This is a genomic window from Leptolyngbya sp. FACHB-671, from assembly GCF_014695745.1.
In the GTDB taxonomy this organism is placed as follows: domain Bacteria; phylum Cyanobacteriota; class Cyanobacteriia; order Elainellales; family Elainellaceae; genus JAAUTN01.
The window spans coordinates 83,804-100,211 of sequence record NZ_JACJOV010000150.1; the positions used below are offsets into that span (position 1 = coordinate 83,804).

The window sequence follows — 16,408 nt, forward strand, 5'->3', positions numbered from 1 at the left end:
GTGAGTTGCTAGGCATTCTGCCTTGTGTCAGGTGGACAATGCCCACTAAAGTTGAGGTAGCTTTATTCGTTAGGTGTAGTTTGTAGGGAGATGGTATGGATACAAAAGCTTTTAAGCGATCGCTCAATGCGTCGGAGCAATACCATCGCAAAGGATTTGGTCACGAAGCTGAAGTTTCTGGTCAAATGCAGACCGAGTATCAGAGCGATCTGATTCAGCAAATTCGCGACAACAACTACACCTTAAATCGGGGTGATGTGACGATTCGGTTAGCCGAGGCGTTTGGCTTTTGCTGGGGCGTGGAGCGAGCCGTGGCAATGGCTTACGAAACGCGCCAGCATTTTCCCACGGAGCGGATCTGGATCACGAACGAGATTATTCACAACCCTTCTGTGAATCAGCGCTTGCGAGATATGCAGGTGGGCTTCATTGCGGTGAACGCAGGTCAAAAGGATTTCTCGGTGGTGGATCAGGGCGATGTAGTGATTTTGCCTGCTTTTGGCGCTAGCGTTCAGGAAATGCAGCTGCTCAATGACAAAGGCTGCACCATCGTCGATACCACCTGCCCCTGGGTATCCAAGGTCTGGAATACGGTTGAGAAGCACAAAAAAACTAGCCACACCTCGATCATTCACGGCAAGTACAACCACGAAGAAACGATCGCCACCAGCTCTTTTGCCAGTACTTACCTGATTGTCCTGAACTTGGCAGAAGCCCAGTATGTCTGTGATTACATCCTGAACGGGGGCGATCGCCAGGAATTCATGGCAAAGTTCAGCCGCGCCTGCTCCGTCGGATTTGACCCTGACAAAGATTTGGAGCGAGTTGGCATCGCTAATCAGACCACTATGTTGAAGGGAGAAACCGAGCAAATCGGCAAGCTGTTTGAACACACCATGCTGAAAAAATATGGCCCTACGGCACTCAACCAGCATTTCCTCAGCTTTAACACGATCTGTGACGCAACCCAGGAACGGCAAGATGCCATGTTTGAGCTGGTGGAGGAACCGCTCGACCTGATGTTAGTCATTGGCGGCTACAACTCGTCTAACACGACTCACCTCCAGGAAATCGCAGTCGAGCGGGGCATTCCCTCGTACCACATCGATAGTGCCGAGCGGATCGGACCGGGCAATCGGGTCGAACACAAGCCGCTGCATCGAGATCTGGAGGTCTGCGAAAACTGGCTGCCAGAGGGCAAAATTGTGGTCGGCGTTACATCTGGGGCTTCGACTCCCGACCGCGTTGTGGCAAACGCGATCGAGAGGATTTTTGAACTAAAGTCGGTTGGGGCGATCGCTTAAATTGGGGGATTTGTGGGAGGTTTAACCCCCTGTAGGGGCAGGTTTTGCCAGAGTTTTTGCACCAAGGCGATCGCTTTATGGCTAAACCTGCCCCTACTTGGTGCCAAAGAGGCGATCGCCTGCATCCCCCAGCCCAGGCAAAATGTAGCCATGCTCGTCTAGTTTGTTGTCGATTGCTGCCGTGTAGATCGGCACATCTGGGTGCTGGCTATGGAAATGGCGAATTCCCTCTGGGGCAGCCAACAGACAGACAAACTTGATGGAGTTGGGATTCGTCTCCTTTAAGCGATGCACGGCTGCGACTGCTGAGTTTCCAGTCGCCAGCATCGGATCGACGACGAGAATGTCTCGTTCTTCAATGTCTTGTGGCACCTTAAAGTAGTACTCAATCACCACCAAAGTTCGAGGATCGCGATATAAGCCAATGTGCCCCACTCTTGCCGACGGCATTAACTCCAACATGCCGTCCAAAATTCCTTGCCCTGCCCGCATAATTGAGACGAGCACCATTTTCTTTTCTGGAGCTAAAATCGGGGCATCCATGAGTGACATGGGTGTTTGAATGCGCTCGGTCTTCAGCGGCAAATCACGGGTGACTTCATACGCCAGTAGCATACTAATTTCTTTTAGCAGCGCTCGAAATTTGGCTGTACTGGTTTCAACCCGTCGCATTAAAGTCAGCTTATGCTGGATCAGTGGATGGTTAATTACAGTCACTTCAGCAGCCATAAATGCACTCCTCGACAGACGGATTCAATCACACTACCTGAATCTAATCCTGTTTCTACAGAAGGCTGAATATTTTGGAATATGCAACCTTCAAGAGAATTGGTACAGCCAATTTACGGGTACTGCTAGGAGACAATTTTTGACCGTTTTACGAAAAGGTCAAGTTGGTTTACTCTATGAATTTGTTCAATAGGTACGAATCCTAAGTTGTGAATTTTGAAGACCCTTTAAACTCACAATTTCTGAATTTAAACCTCATAACTCTCAAGCGGAGGCTATTGCGTGCTGCAATTTCTCACTAAATCAGATTACCTGCTGCGTGAAACCCTACTGGGGTTGAAACGGGGCGGCTGGATGAACTGGGCAGCGATTAGCACGGTTACGGTGCTGCTGTTTCTGTTTGGTGTGAGTCTTCAATCTTCCTGGCAGCTTGAGAGTTTGCTCAACCAGTTTGGTAGTCAGCTTGAGGTGTCGGTTTATTTAGAAACCGGAGTTCAGGCAGACACATTAAAACCCCTGATCGAGGCTATGCCAGAAGTTTCTGGAGTGGCAACAACCTCCAAAGAGCAAGCCTGGGAAGCACTGGTCAAAGATATGGGAGTTTCAGACATCCAAGGAGCTACCCAGCAGCTAAACGGCAACCCGCTTGTAGATGAAATCAAAGTCAAAGCTAGGGATTCAGAACAAGTGCCTGCTCTGGCTGAAAAGCTGGCTGTGATGCAGGGAGTCGATGAAGTGCAGTATGTGGATGAGGCAGTCAAGCGCATTGCCCAGCTCAACCAGGGGCTAAACTGGGTCAGCCTTGGCGTGACCGCAATCCTGACGATGACGGCGATCGCTGTCATCACCACAACCATTCGCCTGATCGTGATGGCGCGTCGGCGTGAAATTGAAGTGATGCAATTAGTGGGTGCAACCACAACCTGGATTTATCTGCCGTTCATTCTCCAGGGAATTGCCTTTGGAATTGCTGGAGCCATCATTTCCTGGGGCTTAATTGCGGGTGTACAGCAATTTATCAACCATTTGCTAGCCCAACAGCCAGAGTTTATTCAATTTTTGACCAACAGTTTGGATCTAAGCCGTCAGCAAACTATCCTGCTGCCCCTAGCACTACTACTTTTGGGAAGCACCGTAGGGCTGATGGGTAGCCTGTTTGCAGTGCGTCGCTTTGCCTTACGTTAGAACGCCCCTTATACTGTGGGCTATTTTTGGATGGATTGTTGATTGACTTTTCCATCAGGCATCACAGCGCCTTCTAAGTTTGCGCCGCTGAGGTTGGCACCATTGAGGTTTGCGCCACTCAGGTTTGCACCGCTCAAGTTTGCGCCAATCAGACTAGCTCCAGCCAAGTTAGTTTTGATTAGACTAGCTCGACTGAGATTTGCGCCACTCAAGTCAGCGTGGCTAAGGTTAGCTTTAACTAGACTGGCGCCTTCTAAGTTTGCGCCAATCAAGTCAGCGTTACTCAAATTTGCGCCAATGACATTTGCGCCAGCCAAGTCGGTGCCAATCAGATTTGCTTCTTTGAGGTTTGCCCCGCTCAGGTCAGATTCTCGGGTACCTGACTCACTCAAGTCAGCGTTGGACAGGTCAGCGTTGCTAAAGTCAGTTTTGATGAGGTCACTGTTGCTGAGGTCAGCTTCATCTAGAATGGCTTCGCTAAAGTCAGCTTTGATTAAGTCGCCGCCCCGGAAATTAGCATCGGTTAAGTCAACGCCGCTGAAATTGTGTCCTCTGAGGTCAAGACCGCTAAAGTCAACGCCAGCAAAATCGGGTCTGACCTGGGGATTTTCTTCTCGCCAGCGATTCCACAGAATGGTGTCTTCTTGAAATAAGGCAAGCTGCTCTAGATTTGCCATTGCGATCGCCCTTTCCTCACTCAAAGTTGATGGCTAATAGCGTCTTAAGCCAAATGGATTTAAACACAAAAATTCCTTGTGCTCATCATCACAAGAGTGCTATGCAATTCACATCTCCCGCTGGAGTGATCGGAAAATGGCTCTCAGGGCTGGAGTAAGGAATTTCAGATTAGAAAATCTGCTGCATGCATGGTAGCGCGGCTCAGCCGCGCTACCATGCATGCTTGGAAAAGTGATTCGTGCAGAAGGTCTAGAGAATTCAGACCAGAGAGCAGTGATGGGGGAGAGCTTGCTTGAGCAGATTTTTGTACTCTCGATTGCCGATGTAGTAGGCTCCAAATCTCTCCAGGTGAGGGTTCATCATTTGAGCGTCAAACAAGTGAAAATGACGCGATCGCAATCTCTCTACCAGCTTTACCATTGCCACCTTAGAGCCTTCAGGAATAGCGAAAAACATAGACTCTCCAATAAAAGCCGCACCGATCACAATGCCGAGAATACCCCCTGCCAGGCGATCGCCCTGCCAGGTTTCAAAACTGTAGGCGTAGCCAGCTTTGTAGAGCGCGAAGTAAATTTCTCGCAGCTCTGGTGAAATCCAGGTTGTTTCCCGATTGGCACAACCGTCAACCACCGACTCAAAGTCCTGATTGACAGCAACAGTAAAGCGATTTTGGTTAAGCACACGCTGGAGCGATCGCGGATATCGAAATCGTTCATCCAGCGGAATCAGTGCTCGCTCCCGGCTGGAATACCAGCTCAAGTTTCTGCCCGTCTCATCTGCCATCAAAAAGCAGCCCTGAGCATATCCTTGAACAATGGCAGAAAGGTCAAAATGCATGGTTTATTCCTCACTCATGCCAAACTGCTGCTAGACGCTGTTGATTGTCGATGGAGTGATGAATGCATCCCCAGGATTGTTATATAGTGATCACAAATCCTGACTGGTCATTCTAACTCAGCAGGAAAGCCCTCCACTACTTGCTTGACTATGGCTGAGCCAATTTCACCCATTACCCTGCCGCCGCCTCAAGATGCTCAACAAGAGGGACAGTGGCTCCAGGAAACTTTGCATCAATGGCTAGACCACGAGTTTATTCCAGAACCCGTCAATCAAGATATTGCTAAACGCGCTGCCCAAGTGTTTGTGCGTCAGCGGATGGAAGGAGAAAACGATGTCGGCTCCCTAGTGATCGCCATCCTGACAGAAATGCAGGCGTTTGACTTTTCTAAAAGTTTTTACAGCGAATTTGCCGTTGCCAATGCAGTCAGCGATCTGCTGCTAGACAGCCTAGGAATCGATCGCTGCTGCGGACAATAAAAATCTTGCTCAGACCTGACAATCGGCTTAGCGACAGCCCAAAGACTCTCGCGTGTCCACGCCCGTTACTGGATTAGAGCCACGAGCCGTTTCACAGAGGGCCATCGCCTGCTCTCGGTCAAGTAGCGCAAAGCTAAAGTCAGCCCCCGTGACCTTCGCGCCGCGAAAGTTTGACTTGAGCATCATCGCAGAATCAAAAATTGCATCACTCAAATCTGCCTCTGCAAAATCGGTAATGTAGGCAATGCCATCGCTGAAGTTTGCGCCATAAAAATTAGCATGATTTAGTGCAGACCCATTAAACACTGCGCCTCGTAAATCGGCATTGCTAAAGTTGGCTTCCTTTAAGTTGGCGTTGCTGAATTCTGCTTGCAGCAAGCTCTGCCCCGAATAGTCTTTGGTGGTTGCATCGGCATCATCATAAGCCCGAATCGCTGCAGAACTGGCAGCTAGAGCTGGCATCGGCGACAGAGCAACTAGTGTGACTGCAACCAATGTTAATAGGGTTAGAACAAGTCTAGGAAGATGCTGTAAACGCATGGCAGGTAGATAACGCGGTCGAGTGACTTCATTAAAGTTAACATTTTGATGCGTCACCTGTTGCAGGTTCTACAACAACTTTTCCAGTGCAGCGTGATAGTTTCCCCTAATTTTGCTGTCCAGGATGGGATGGTTCGAGGATTTCGCCAGCCACTTCCTGTGGGATGTAAGATGCTGGTGAGTAAGGTGTTTTGACTCGATCTTTAGAACCGTTTGCCACTGCGCCTAAAACTGATACGCCAGCAATTCTCAAGTCTTCTAAAGCCTGCTCCAGCGAAGAACGCTTGAGCTTGCCGAGGCGCGAGACGAGTACCATACCGTCAGCCCGAGCGGTCAACAGCAGCGCGTCCGAGTAGCCTAATAGCGGTGGTGTGTCATAAATGACCAGGTCAAATGTTTTGTGAAATTCTTCCATTAGGCTTTGCATTCGGCGGGAAGCAAAGAACTTGGGTGGGTCGGGTGGAGCCGAACCTGCCGTCAGGACAAACAGGTAGTCTTCTTTGGACAATCGCTGAATCGCCTGATAGGGAGTGACGCTAGCAGAAATCAAATCGGTTAGCCCTCGTGTGTTGGCTACGCCCAGTTGCTCATGTAGGCTGGGACGCCGCAGATCGGTGTCAACCAGGAGAACTCGCTGCCCCATCGCGGCGGCAGCCTGAGCCAAAAAGACGGCGATGGTGGATTTGCCGCTGTTAGGAACGGCAGACCCGATGACGAGCGATCGCACCGGAGCATCAGGATTAAGCAGGCGAATATTAGTCCACAGCGAGCGAAACGCTTCCACAAAAGCTGGGTCAATCGGACGATGCCCATTGCCATTGCTCAGCACACCTCGGCTCATCTGCAACGACTGAGCGATGACATGAGTTGCGCTAATTGAGTCTTCCAAATCTTCGTAGTGAGGGATGACCCCCAAAATGGGCAGTTTGGTGACATCCTTGATTTGCTTAGGTGTGTAGAGGAAGTCACTCAGTTTGTCGAGCAGTAAAGCCGTGCCGATGCCGATCAGTAAACCTAAAACGATACCCAGAGCCGCGTTCCGAGTAACACTTGCCGATACGGGGCTGGGTTCGCCAGGTGGAGTCAATATCTGCCAGGGAATCTCTTCCTGAGCGGCATCAATCCGTAGAGCTTCTCGCTGCGCTAAAAATAAGCTTAGGTTGTCTGTGGCGATCTGCAGTTCGCGCTGAATGTCTGTGTACTGGCGACTCACTTCAGACAGTTGGTCAATTCTCACATTAATATTGCCGATCGACTCGCTCAAAGCCTGATCGCGGGCTTCGAGTTCCTGAATTCGGCTTCCAACCTGCTCTAAAACTCGCTGTCCTTCCTGGCGCAGTAGCGGATAAAGGCTCTCTCGCTGATCTGCAAGTACCTGCATTTCCTGGCTATTTTCTCGGAACAAGGCTGAACCTTGAGCCATCTGGCTATTAACATCCAAAATCAGGTCTAGCAGCTTTTGGTAGCGAGCATTTTGAGTTAGAGCAGATGAGGCATTTGCGTCAGCTGACTCTGCCAGTTCGCGCTCTAAGTCTGCATAGAGCGATCGCGCCTGCTGTAACTCTAATCGAGTCTCCAACTGTTGGTTTGTGAATGCGCTCGTCTGACCAGACAGCTCACCTCCCCTAGATTCAGGGTCAATCAGATTATTCTCCTGCCGCAAAACCTGTAGCCGTTGCTGCTGCTGATTTACCTGTTCCTGCAATGGATCAAGCTGTGCTTCGATAAAGTCTAGTCCTGTGCGAATTTCTGCCTGCCGTTCTTCGAGGCTGTAGTCCAAATAAGCTTCAGAAACTTCAGTAAGTGCGGCTCGCACTAGCTCAGGATCAGGATGCTGATAGCCAATGACCAGAATGTTTTCTGCCGTCACCGAGATGCTGAGACTATTGATGAAGGCACCGTAATTTAGTCCAGGAAACTGTCCTTCAAGGTCTTCAACAATCGGAGCGATGACTTTAGGGCTTTGCAGAACTTTGAGTTGAGTGTCGGTTATTGCAGGTTGGTCAGAGTTTGGCCGCGTTCTGCGACGGCTCAAAGAGTCAGGATTATTGGAGAGAACTTCTGTCTCTACACTCACAGGCTTGACTAGAATCTCCATACCCGCCTGGTAGACGGGGGTATCGGTTAAAGCCTTGAACACGGCTGCGGCTGTAATTGCGGCTGCGATACCCAAAATTAGCAGTGCTTTACGCCGGAGAGCGCCTACAGTCTGAGTGAGATCTAACCCGCCTTCATCCCCACCATCAGCTTGAATCGCGTCAGCCGGAAGTATCCGTTGAGAATATTGGTCAGCCTTCATCTTTGCCCCCGCAAATGAGTAAATCGTGTCGCCAGCAGTGAGTTCCAAACCGCATCAATCGAAGATCCTGAAAGGAGCACCAAGGATAGAGAAAAATCGATCCAGAGGTGTCAAGATCGTGCCTAACGTATCCGAAATGCTGGCTAAGTTAGAGCGCCCAACAATAACAACATCGTTGTTTTGCAAAATCGGGTTTTCTTCGCTAATTCCCTGAGCAAAATCGACGGGAATTCGCTCTTCCCTCACCGTGCCATCGGGGTTGAGTCGCACGAGTCGCACGGTACCTCTGCGGGCACGAGTATTAAATCCGCCAGCCGAGAGGATAGCTTGATTCATCGGGGTATTTGGTGGAATCTCGACCACTCCTGCCTCAGTAACCTCACCCACAACTGTTACCCTGATGCTGTCTGGTGAGAAGCTAGCGCTACCGTAAAGCGCTGCATCTTCTGGGCTTACGACAGTCGCTACGGGCACGACGATAGTGTCCCCCTCCTGCAAAACAGCATCTTGCCGCAAATCCCCTTCGAGCAACAGCGCTCGCAGGTCGATTTCAAACACCTGTTCTTCACCTGTGCTGGTGGGTCTGCGAACTTCGATGCGTCCGATGTCAGCCATCGATTTGATGCCGCCCGCAACCTGAATGGCGCGGGTCACGGTGGGAGGGCGACCTGTGACGTTTAGCCCACCCGGAACGCCCGCTTCAGAGGTTCTAGCAGTACCCGTGACGGTGTAGGTGCCGGGGCGAAACACTTCGCCAACAACTGCAATATTGACGGCAGGACTTTCTTCTGGGGCAAAGCTAGCAGAGGCGAGGCGAGAGGTTTCTTGTAGATCGATTTGATCGGCGGTAGGGATGTAGATGGTGTCGCCGTCACGCAGTGCTAGGTCATAACGCAGATCGCCTGTTGCCAATAGCTGTCGCAAATCTACGCTGATAATCTGCTCGGTGCCAGAGCGTTGAGGGCGGCGAATTTCAACCCGTCCAATGTCGGCAGCGAGGGTAGGTCCTCCAGCCGTTTGTAAAGCCTGGGTGACCGTTGGAAACTGGGTATCTTGACGCGGAACGGTGTAAGAACCGGGACGGTTGACTTCACCAGCAATGCCAATTTGGAAGGGACGGGGCACTAGCAGGGTAAGCGTGACGAGGGGGCGTCTGAGAAATTCGCTATAGGCGGCTGAAACCACATCAGCTGCCTGACTGACAGTTAGCCCTTGAACTGAAACGAGTCCTGAAACGGGAAGGTTAATCGATCCATCGATTAAAACTTCAAATTCGCCGCTATATTGGGGAAGCTGAAAGGTGTCAATGCGGATGCGATCGCCTGGACCTAAGGTGTAGCCCTGGTCTGTTTGAGCGGGGTTGGGAGGCAGAGCAGAACGGTTGGTGTTGTTTAGAGATGGTAGCTGAGCAGCAGCAGGAGCAATGGGGGCGATCGCCATCAAGGCAAACAACATCAGCCCTGCTGTAGACTTTGTCCACCTGAGTAAATCTGTAGAGCGCGTGTACAACATAAATCTTGTGTAGGTCCAGTGTGCAGAAGCTGTTGCAATAGTCATGCTGCTGTGATAGTCGTATGGGCTAGCCTTAGTGTTTCCGATAGACTCACAACTCGATTTAGGACAGGCGAACGTATCTGAATACCTTCTAATCTTTACAGTGATACACACTGGTATCCGGTTGATTCCCCCCGCTTTGCTAGGGAATTTGATAGATTCCTCAAAGAAAAAAGCCAAATGTTAAATATTAGTGAACTCACAGAAAAAACGTGCTTTTAGAAAGAATCTTCATCTAAAAGTTATTCGTAGGTATTGTCTAATTTGAAAATAAAATTAGGTGCAGATGTAAAGCGTTTGCGTTTAGTAGTTCAACCCTAGTCATAAGTAAATGAAAAAATTAAAAACCAAAGGAATGCTTCAGTTAATAGCTTCCTGGTTTTTATTAAAGATATTTAACTGTGGCTGCTTATTTAGTTATCGTGCCATCAATGGTAAAACCTAATATCCTTGTCGTTTGCCGTAGTTTCTTACCCCAAGCAGGTGGAATCGAGGAATATGCTTATAACCGTTGTTTACAAGACCCTGAACGGGTTGTTGTAGCAACGATGGCTTGTGATGGAGACCAGGCATTCGATCGTCTCCAGCCTTTCCCAATTCATCGCTGGCTTGTTCCAAAGTGGGTGCAGTCACCCCGTGGTTTAGGCAGCGTTCGTCTGACTAATTTCTGCCGACAGGTTGTGAGAATGACTTATTCCTGTTGGTTTGCAGTCAAGCTATTTCGTCGCTATCGCTATGACTACATCGAGTGGTGTCATGGATATGAATTCTCGGTGCTTTTGTTTCTAAGCTATCTGCTGCCGATTCAATTTTTTGTATATTTGCATGGAGATGATGTTCTCGAAATTGCTCAAAAACCACTGTCTAAACTACTCTTTAATTTATTACTCAAGCGGGCTAAAGGAGTAGTTTGTAATAGCTCTTTCACGCAAGCCTTTCTTAAATCAAATTTTCATTGTGATGCATCCATTCACGTGATACATCCCACCGTTAGACCTGAGAAGTTTGGCTGTATAAACGCAGATCAACTTCACGCTTTGCGTTGCCAAATGCGGAAGAATTGCAATATTCCTGAAACAGCAGTTGTCATTTTGTCAGTAGGACGATTAGTGCGCCGCAAAGGTTTCGATCGCATCATCAAAAACTTACCCAACCTGATAGCAAATCAGCTAGATGTTCATTATTTAATTTGTGGACAGGGATGGATGGAGGAAGAGCTAAAAGCCCTCGCCACAGAACTAAATGTGCAGGATCGCGTTCACTTTTTGGGATATGTAACTGACCAGCAGCTAGCAGGTTACTACGCCGCCTGCGATTTCTTTTCGATGCTTACCTTCTTTGATGAACAAGCCCACAGTATTGAAGGTTTTGGCATTGTTTACCTAGAAGCCGCTTATTTTGGTAAACCTGTTCTCGCTTCGAAGGCGGGGGGTGTAGAAGATGCTGTCATTCACGGTGTTACAGGTTTGTTGGTAGATCCCAACTCTACGGCTGAAATTTCTAAAACATTAAGTCAGTTGTGCCAGGATCAACGGTTGCGGGAACAACTCGGACAAAGCGCAAAGGCGCAGCCAGCAGCTAAAAACCTACATCGTTTGCTCTATGCAACGGATACCGTTTCTACAGGAAGCTGAATATTCTGGCTAATTTGACCTTTTATCTTGAGTGCGATCGCCTCCTCCGGACGAATCTCACAAAATTCACAAAGATCTAACAGAGGGCTGAGCAGCTCTCCTTAGGGGTTGCTTTGTCTAAAGCCAGCTAAAGGCTAAAACATAAGGTTTTCTAGGGCAGAAACACACCAGGTTGCACTCTTCCTCCGTAAAGATATCCGGAAAAGCCTGTAACATCTCGAAAACTTGATTCAGGATTACCATCTGGAACAAACGTCAAACGCTTCTGTTCATCAGATAAGAATTCAGGTCGGTTTTCCCTGTTACTTCTAATCAACTAGTGCTGCAAATAAACCAATGCTGCAAGGCTTCTAGTCTCTCCCAATCCCCAGCGCCAGCCAATCTTCAGTGCAGTCAAGTAGATAGTTTTCTCCATGAAATACCAACTTCCTCCAACTTTGCGTCGGATCATCAAAACAACCGGTTTTTGGAAAGATAACAAGTTGATTTTGCGAGAAATCAAGAAATTTCCGCATCTGATTTTTCTGGTTCTTATTTTTTCCTTACTAACGGCCGTTTTTGAAGGATTTGGTATTAGCTTTCTACTCACGTTCTTGCAAAACTTGGTAGAGCCGAATTCAGAACCTTTGCAAACTGGAATTCAGTGGATTGATGTCTGGATCTTGGGCGTTAATGCATCGCCGCTAAGCCGTCTTTATCGCATATCAGGCTTAATCTTGCTCTCGACTCTGTTTCGTGTCCTGTTTGGCTATCTTAGTGCCATCTATGGGGATTTTGGCAGAATCAAGCTAATCAATAATTTGTATAAACAGGTTTTTGAGCAGCTACAGGCAGTCAGCCTGCGTTTCTATGGACAAACAAAGGCTGGTGAACTGTTGAACACTATGACTGCTGAGGTTTCTCAGCTTCAAGAAGCTGTTTCAACATTCACTGCTATATTCGTTAGATCGATGGTTGTGGTTGCCTACAGCATACTGGCTGTGGGCATTTCCTGGGAACTCACTGTAATGGCAGTCCTACTTTTCGGTTTAGCAGCAGCGGGAATAGCATCTCTAAACGGCTGGGTGCGAGAGTCTAGTTTCCCAGAGTCTAGAGCTAGAGGCAGATTAACTTCCACCGCAGCGGAGTTTATCAACGGAATTCGGACGGTACACGCCTTTGGAACTCAAGAGTTTGAACGGCGACGGTTTTACGAGGCGAGTGACAATGTAGCGGCGGCGGCGAAGGTCGCCACGACTCGCTACGCAGTTGTGAAGCCGATCGCAGAAGCCATTGCCAGTGTTGTTTTAATCGGAATTCTAGTTTTAGGAATCAGCGTTTTTGTCAACAATGGAACCCTGACAGTCGCCTCACTCCTCACCTTCATCTTTATTGTGATTCGAGCTGCTCCCGCAATTCAAGAAATTAGCGGGCGGTTTTCTGCAATCAGCCGCTTCCAAGGTCCGATTCAAAGTATCGAGAATCTGTTAAGCACTGAAAACAAGCCTTACCTACAGGCTGGACACATTCAGTTTAGAGGGCTGCAACAGGCAATTGAGTTTGTTGGGGTTGATTTTGGCTATGATGCTGAATCGTCTGTGTTGAAAGATATCACGCTAACCATTCCTAAAGGTCAAACAGTTGCTCTGGTTGGTGCATCGGGTGCCGGAAAATCAACGCTGGCAGACTTGGTTATCCGATTCTATGACCCCACGCGAGGCAAAATTCTATTTGATGGAATTGACCTACGAGAGCTAGAGATTAATTCGGTTCGTCATCGGATGGCAACGGTGAGTCAAGACACTTTTATCTTTAACTCAACCGTTCACAGTAATATTGCCTACGGTTTAGATAACATCAGTGAAGCAGAGGTGCTAGAAGCAGCCCGACTAGCGAATGCTGTGGAGTTTATCCAAAAGATGCCGGAAGGATTGGATACAGTGTTGGGCGATCGCGGTGTGCGGCTCTCTGGTGGACAAAGACAACGGATTGCGATTGCCCGTGCCTTGCTGAGAAACCCTGAAATCTTGATCCTCGACGAAGCAACAAGTGCTTTGGACTCAGTTTCTGAACGACTCATTCAAAAGTCTCTGGAAGAGTTATCTGTGGGACGGACTGTGATAGCGATCGCCCACCGCTTATCAACCATCATGAGAGCCGACCAGATCATTGTCCTAGAACAAGGTCGTATTGTTGAGCAGGGAACTTATCAAGAGCTTCTGAGCTTGCAAGGCAAACTGTGGAAATATCACCAGATGCAGCACGAAGCGAGTTAGTTAGAATCTGTTGACTTTACCCAATCTGTTGATTTCGATAAATAGCAGAGACAATTAGCATTCTGCTGGTGGTAATTGAGCTAGAGAAGAGCTAGCCAAATACAACTAATCCAGATTTGAGCGCGGTTACCTTGTAGTTTCACCACGTTAATTTATCATGAGAATTCTTGTAGAGCAGAGCGGTTATGAATTGAAGAATATGGGTGATTTAGCCATGCTACAAGTTCTGGTTGCACGGCTACATAAAATCTTCCCCGGTGCCCTAATCCACGTATTTACAACTGCTCCAGAAATTCTTCATGAGTATATTCCCAACGCACAACCCGTATCACCATTTGGTCGTGAAATGCGGTTTTCCCCGTTGATTCATCAAGTTCATGGAGTGTTGCCCAAGGGGGTTGCTAAGAAGTGGCTTGCGTTAGAAGACTTGATCTGGAGCCTCTTCCCTTCGTTATCACGTTCATACGTCAAATTCAAACTACGCAAGGTTCCAGACAAGGTAAAGGATGTCGAAACCTTTCTGGATGTAATTTCTAAGGCTGATTTAGTGGTTGCATCAGGAGGAGGATACATCAATGATGAGTTTGGGAATCATGCAAATTTTGCTCTGGAAACTCTAAAACTCGCCACGAAGCTAGGCAAACCCACTGCTATGTTGGGGCAAGGATTTGGACCACTTCAGAACCGCGAGTTATACGCTACGGCTAAAGCTACTCTCCCGGACATAAATCTGTTGACCCTGAGAGAAAAACGTGTCGGAATGCCACTACTCAAATCTCTCGGAGTTCCACAAGAAGGGATTGTTGTAACAGGTGACGATGCAATTGAGTTAGCTTACTCATCTCGGAAGCCCGAACTTGGGGATAGTATCGGAATAAACCTCAGAGTTGCTGCATATTCAGGTGTAAATGCAGCTCTGCTCGAAGTAGTCAAATCAGCCCTGCAAACGTTTGCTCGACAAAAAGAAGTTTCCCTTCTTCCTATCCCAATTGCTCATGGTTTCTATAAAGGGTTTATGGAAACCGATAGTGCATCAATTCAACAATTGCTTGCTGGTTATGACGACACCTCGGATGGTGGAGAATCGCTTGATACTCCATTGAAGGTGATTGAGCAAGTAGGAAGATGTCGTGTCGTGATTACTGGAAGTTACCATGCAGGCGTTTTCTCGCTGTCTCAAGGTGTACCAGTTGTTTGCCTTGCCAAGTCTCAATACTATGTTGATAAATTCCGTGGTCTGGCAGATCAGTTTGGTGTTGGCTGTGAGGTATTGCTTTTAGATGATAAGGACATTGGTGAAAAATTGCTGAATAGCATTCAATCTGCCTGGCATACGGCTGCACAAATCAAACCTCAGTTGTTAGAGGCTGCACAAAAGCAAATAGAGTCAGGGCATGCAGCATACAAGCGTGTTTACGAAATAGCAAAATTCTAAGGAACTATTCATGTAGATAGTGTGTCTTTGTAACAGAGTATGACTTACTCACAAATTGACTGAGACTACCAGGGGTGCCCCCGCAGCTATGCCTAGAAGTACGCGCTTAAAGCGGCTTGAGCAAGCTACAAAACTGGTGCATCTAGCTAGTCAATCCGAAATTTGAGGAGTAACCATGAGTCAGTTTCTATCTGTTATTATTTGCACTCACAATCCCCGCCCGAACTACCTTCAAAAAGTTCTCAATGCGTTGCGTTCTCAAACATTATCAACGGATAACTGGGAGTTGTTATTGGTAGATAATGCAAGCGACAAATTACTTGCATCAGAAATAGACTTGAGTTGGCATCCCCAATCACGCCATATTCGGGAAGAAGAACTGGGTTTGACCCCTGCAAGACTGCGCGGAATGGCTGAAGCAACTGGGGAGACTCTAGTTTTTGTTGATGATGACAACGTCTTAGCGCCAGACTACCTGGAAGTTACGCTACAGATTAGTCAAAATCATCCTTCAATTGGTGCTTGGGGTGGTCAGACCCTGCCCGAATTTGAAGTCTCTCCTCCAGAGTGGACAAAGCCTTTTTGGGGATATTTGGCTCTTCGTGAAGTAGACAGAGATCAATGGTCAAATCTGTTGCATCAGTTAGAAACTACCCCTTACGGGGCCGGGTTATGTGTCCGTAAGACCGTAACAGATCAATATGCTGCCGATGTTCAGAATCATCCGGTACGGTCAAAGCTTGGACGTAGAGGAGCGTCTAGCACAGATGAAATACCGCTCTCCTGTGAAGATATTGACCTAGCATATACCGCTTGCGATCTTGGCTTAGGCACGGGGTTATTTACTGCTCTCAAACTTACACATCTCATCCCAGCTAATCGTCTGACCCAGGAGTATTTTTCTCGCTTGATTAAAGGAACTACTTATTCTCGAATTGTTCTAGAGGCGATGCGTAATAAGTTGCCTTCTCCACCCGATAGATCGCTAAAAGCCAAAGTTTCTGAACTATATTGTTTGTGGAAAATGCATCCTGAACAGCGACCTTTGCACAAGGCTGTTCAGCAAGGAGCAACATTAGCAATTGAGAAGATTTTGAACTCAAAGGAATTTGCTTCCAACCTGTAGCTTTTGTCTCAGGCAAGAAATTTGAATAGAGTCAAGCTTAATTCGGAGTGAATTAAGCTTGACTCTATAGGAACGCTCTGGATCTCAAATGGATAAAGTCGAGTCAAGAGGATGTTTGAAAAGTGACGAATGTCTGCTGTAAGAGCGTAGCATTTGGCGGATAGCTCTGGAATAAACCTAGAATGCTATGCTTTCGCCTATCACCAAGTAACAAGTTAGACCCTTCAAATATTCTCTTAACTCGAATAAATGAGGAGCCTATGAAATTTGAAGAAATATCCTGATTGGTGCGAGTTAGTTGAGTAAATTTTAGTAAATAAATAGCTTTGTGATTTGCTAATACCTTCATCGA

At 47.8% G+C, this 16,408-nt stretch carries 14 protein-coding genes; 7 read left to right on the top strand and 7 right to left on the bottom strand.

Annotated elements, in window-relative coordinates:
- Positions 1-95: 95 nt before the first annotated feature.
- A complete protein-coding gene (locus tag H6F93_RS24270) occupies positions 96-1,304 on the top strand; it encodes a 4-hydroxy-3-methylbut-2-enyl diphosphate reductase (protein ID WP_190686489.1) in 1,209 nt (402 codons plus the stop codon).
- On the opposite strand, the gene H6F93_RS24275 is transcribed toward H6F93_RS24270, so the two are convergent.
- Both H6F93_RS24275 and upp read right to left on the bottom strand, forming a co-directional pair.
- Entirely contained in the window at positions 1,301-1,456 is a 156-nt protein-coding gene (locus H6F93_RS24275; RefSeq protein ID WP_190686687.1) for a hypothetical protein, read from the bottom strand. The two genes, H6F93_RS24270 and H6F93_RS24275, sit on opposite strands and share 4 nt — an antisense overlap.
- Positions 1,398-2,033, bottom strand: a complete 636-nt coding sequence (gene upp, locus H6F93_RS24280) for a uracil phosphoribosyltransferase (RefSeq protein ID WP_190686492.1) — start codon at positions 2,031-2,033, stop codon at positions 1,398-1,400. Before upp ends, H6F93_RS24275 begins: the two co-directional genes overlap by 59 nt.
- A 282-nt stretch (positions 2,034-2,315) precedes the next feature.
- Between upp and H6F93_RS24285 the strand changes: the two genes are divergently transcribed.
- Positions 2,316-3,218, top strand: coding sequence for a permease-like cell division protein FtsX (locus H6F93_RS24285; protein ID WP_190642876.1), 903 nt, complete (start codon positions 2,316-2,318; stop codon positions 3,216-3,218).
- 20 nt (positions 3,219-3,238) lie between these two features.
- On the opposite strand, the gene H6F93_RS24290 is transcribed toward H6F93_RS24285, so the two are convergent.
- Together H6F93_RS24290 and aat are read right to left on the bottom strand one after the other, a co-directional pair.
- Positions 3,239-3,919 carry a pentapeptide repeat-containing protein gene (locus tag H6F93_RS24290; protein WP_199313981.1) on the bottom strand — a complete coding sequence of 227 codons (681 nt, stop codon included), beginning with the start codon at positions 3,917-3,919 and terminating at the stop codon, positions 3,239-3,241.
- Between the two features lie 235 nt (positions 3,920-4,154).
- The gene (gene aat / locus H6F93_RS24295; protein ID WP_190686495.1) at positions 4,155-4,733 is read right to left on the bottom strand and encodes a leucyl/phenylalanyl-tRNA--protein transferase; all 579 of its coding nucleotides are present in this window, start codon (positions 4,731-4,733) and stop codon (positions 4,155-4,157) included.
- 150 nt (positions 4,734-4,883) lie between these two features.
- On the opposite strand from aat, the gene H6F93_RS24300 reads away from it, so the two are divergent.
- Entirely contained in the window at positions 4,884-5,213 is a 330-nt protein-coding gene (locus H6F93_RS24300; RefSeq protein ID WP_190642874.1) for a DUF8822 family protein, read from the top strand.
- A gap of 27 nt (positions 5,214-5,240) precedes the next feature.
- On the opposite strand, the gene H6F93_RS24305 is transcribed toward H6F93_RS24300, so the two are convergent.
- The 3 genes from H6F93_RS24305 to H6F93_RS24315 are packed head-to-tail and all read right to left on the bottom strand — an operon-like array spanning position 5,241 to position 9,564.
- Complete coding sequence (locus tag H6F93_RS24305; RefSeq protein ID WP_524538008.1) at positions 5,241-5,810, bottom strand: pentapeptide repeat-containing protein; 570 nt, start codon at positions 5,808-5,810, stop codon at positions 5,241-5,243.
- Between the two features lie 49 nt (positions 5,811-5,859).
- Complete coding sequence (locus H6F93_RS24310; RefSeq protein WP_190642873.1) at positions 5,860-8,100, bottom strand: GumC family protein; 2,241 nt, start codon at positions 8,098-8,100, stop codon at positions 5,860-5,862.
- A 6-nt stretch (positions 8,101-8,106) separates the two neighbouring features.
- A complete protein-coding gene (locus tag H6F93_RS24315) occupies positions 8,107-9,564 on the bottom strand; it encodes an SLBB domain-containing protein (RefSeq protein WP_190642872.1) in 1,458 nt (485 codons plus the stop codon).
- 443 nt (positions 9,565-10,007) lie between these two features.
- On the opposite strand from H6F93_RS24315, the gene H6F93_RS24320 reads away from it, so the two are divergent.
- The 4 genes from H6F93_RS24320 (at position 10,008) to H6F93_RS24335 (ending at position 16,056) form a co-directional block, all read left to right on the top strand.
- Positions 10,008-11,240 carry a glycosyltransferase gene (locus H6F93_RS24320; protein WP_199313983.1) on the top strand — a complete coding sequence of 411 codons (1,233 nt, stop codon included), beginning with the start codon at positions 10,008-10,010 and terminating at the stop codon, positions 11,238-11,240.
- 413 nt (positions 11,241-11,653) lie between these two features.
- Positions 11,654-13,495 carry a heterocyst formation ABC transporter subunit HepA gene (hepA, locus tag H6F93_RS24325; protein ID WP_190642871.1) on the top strand — a complete coding sequence of 614 codons (1,842 nt, stop codon included), beginning with the start codon at positions 11,654-11,656 and terminating at the stop codon, positions 13,493-13,495.
- 157 nt (positions 13,496-13,652) lie between these two features.
- Positions 13,653-14,930, top strand: a complete 1,278-nt coding sequence (locus tag H6F93_RS24330; RefSeq protein WP_190642870.1) for a polysaccharide pyruvyl transferase family protein — start codon at positions 13,653-13,655, stop codon at positions 14,928-14,930.
- Positions 14,931-15,105: 175 nt separating this feature from the next.
- Positions 15,106-16,056: a glycosyltransferase gene (locus H6F93_RS24335; protein ID WP_190686498.1), complete on the top strand. Its 951-nt coding sequence runs from the start codon at positions 15,106-15,108 to the stop codon at positions 16,054-16,056.
- Positions 16,057-16,408 lie beyond the last annotated feature (352 nt).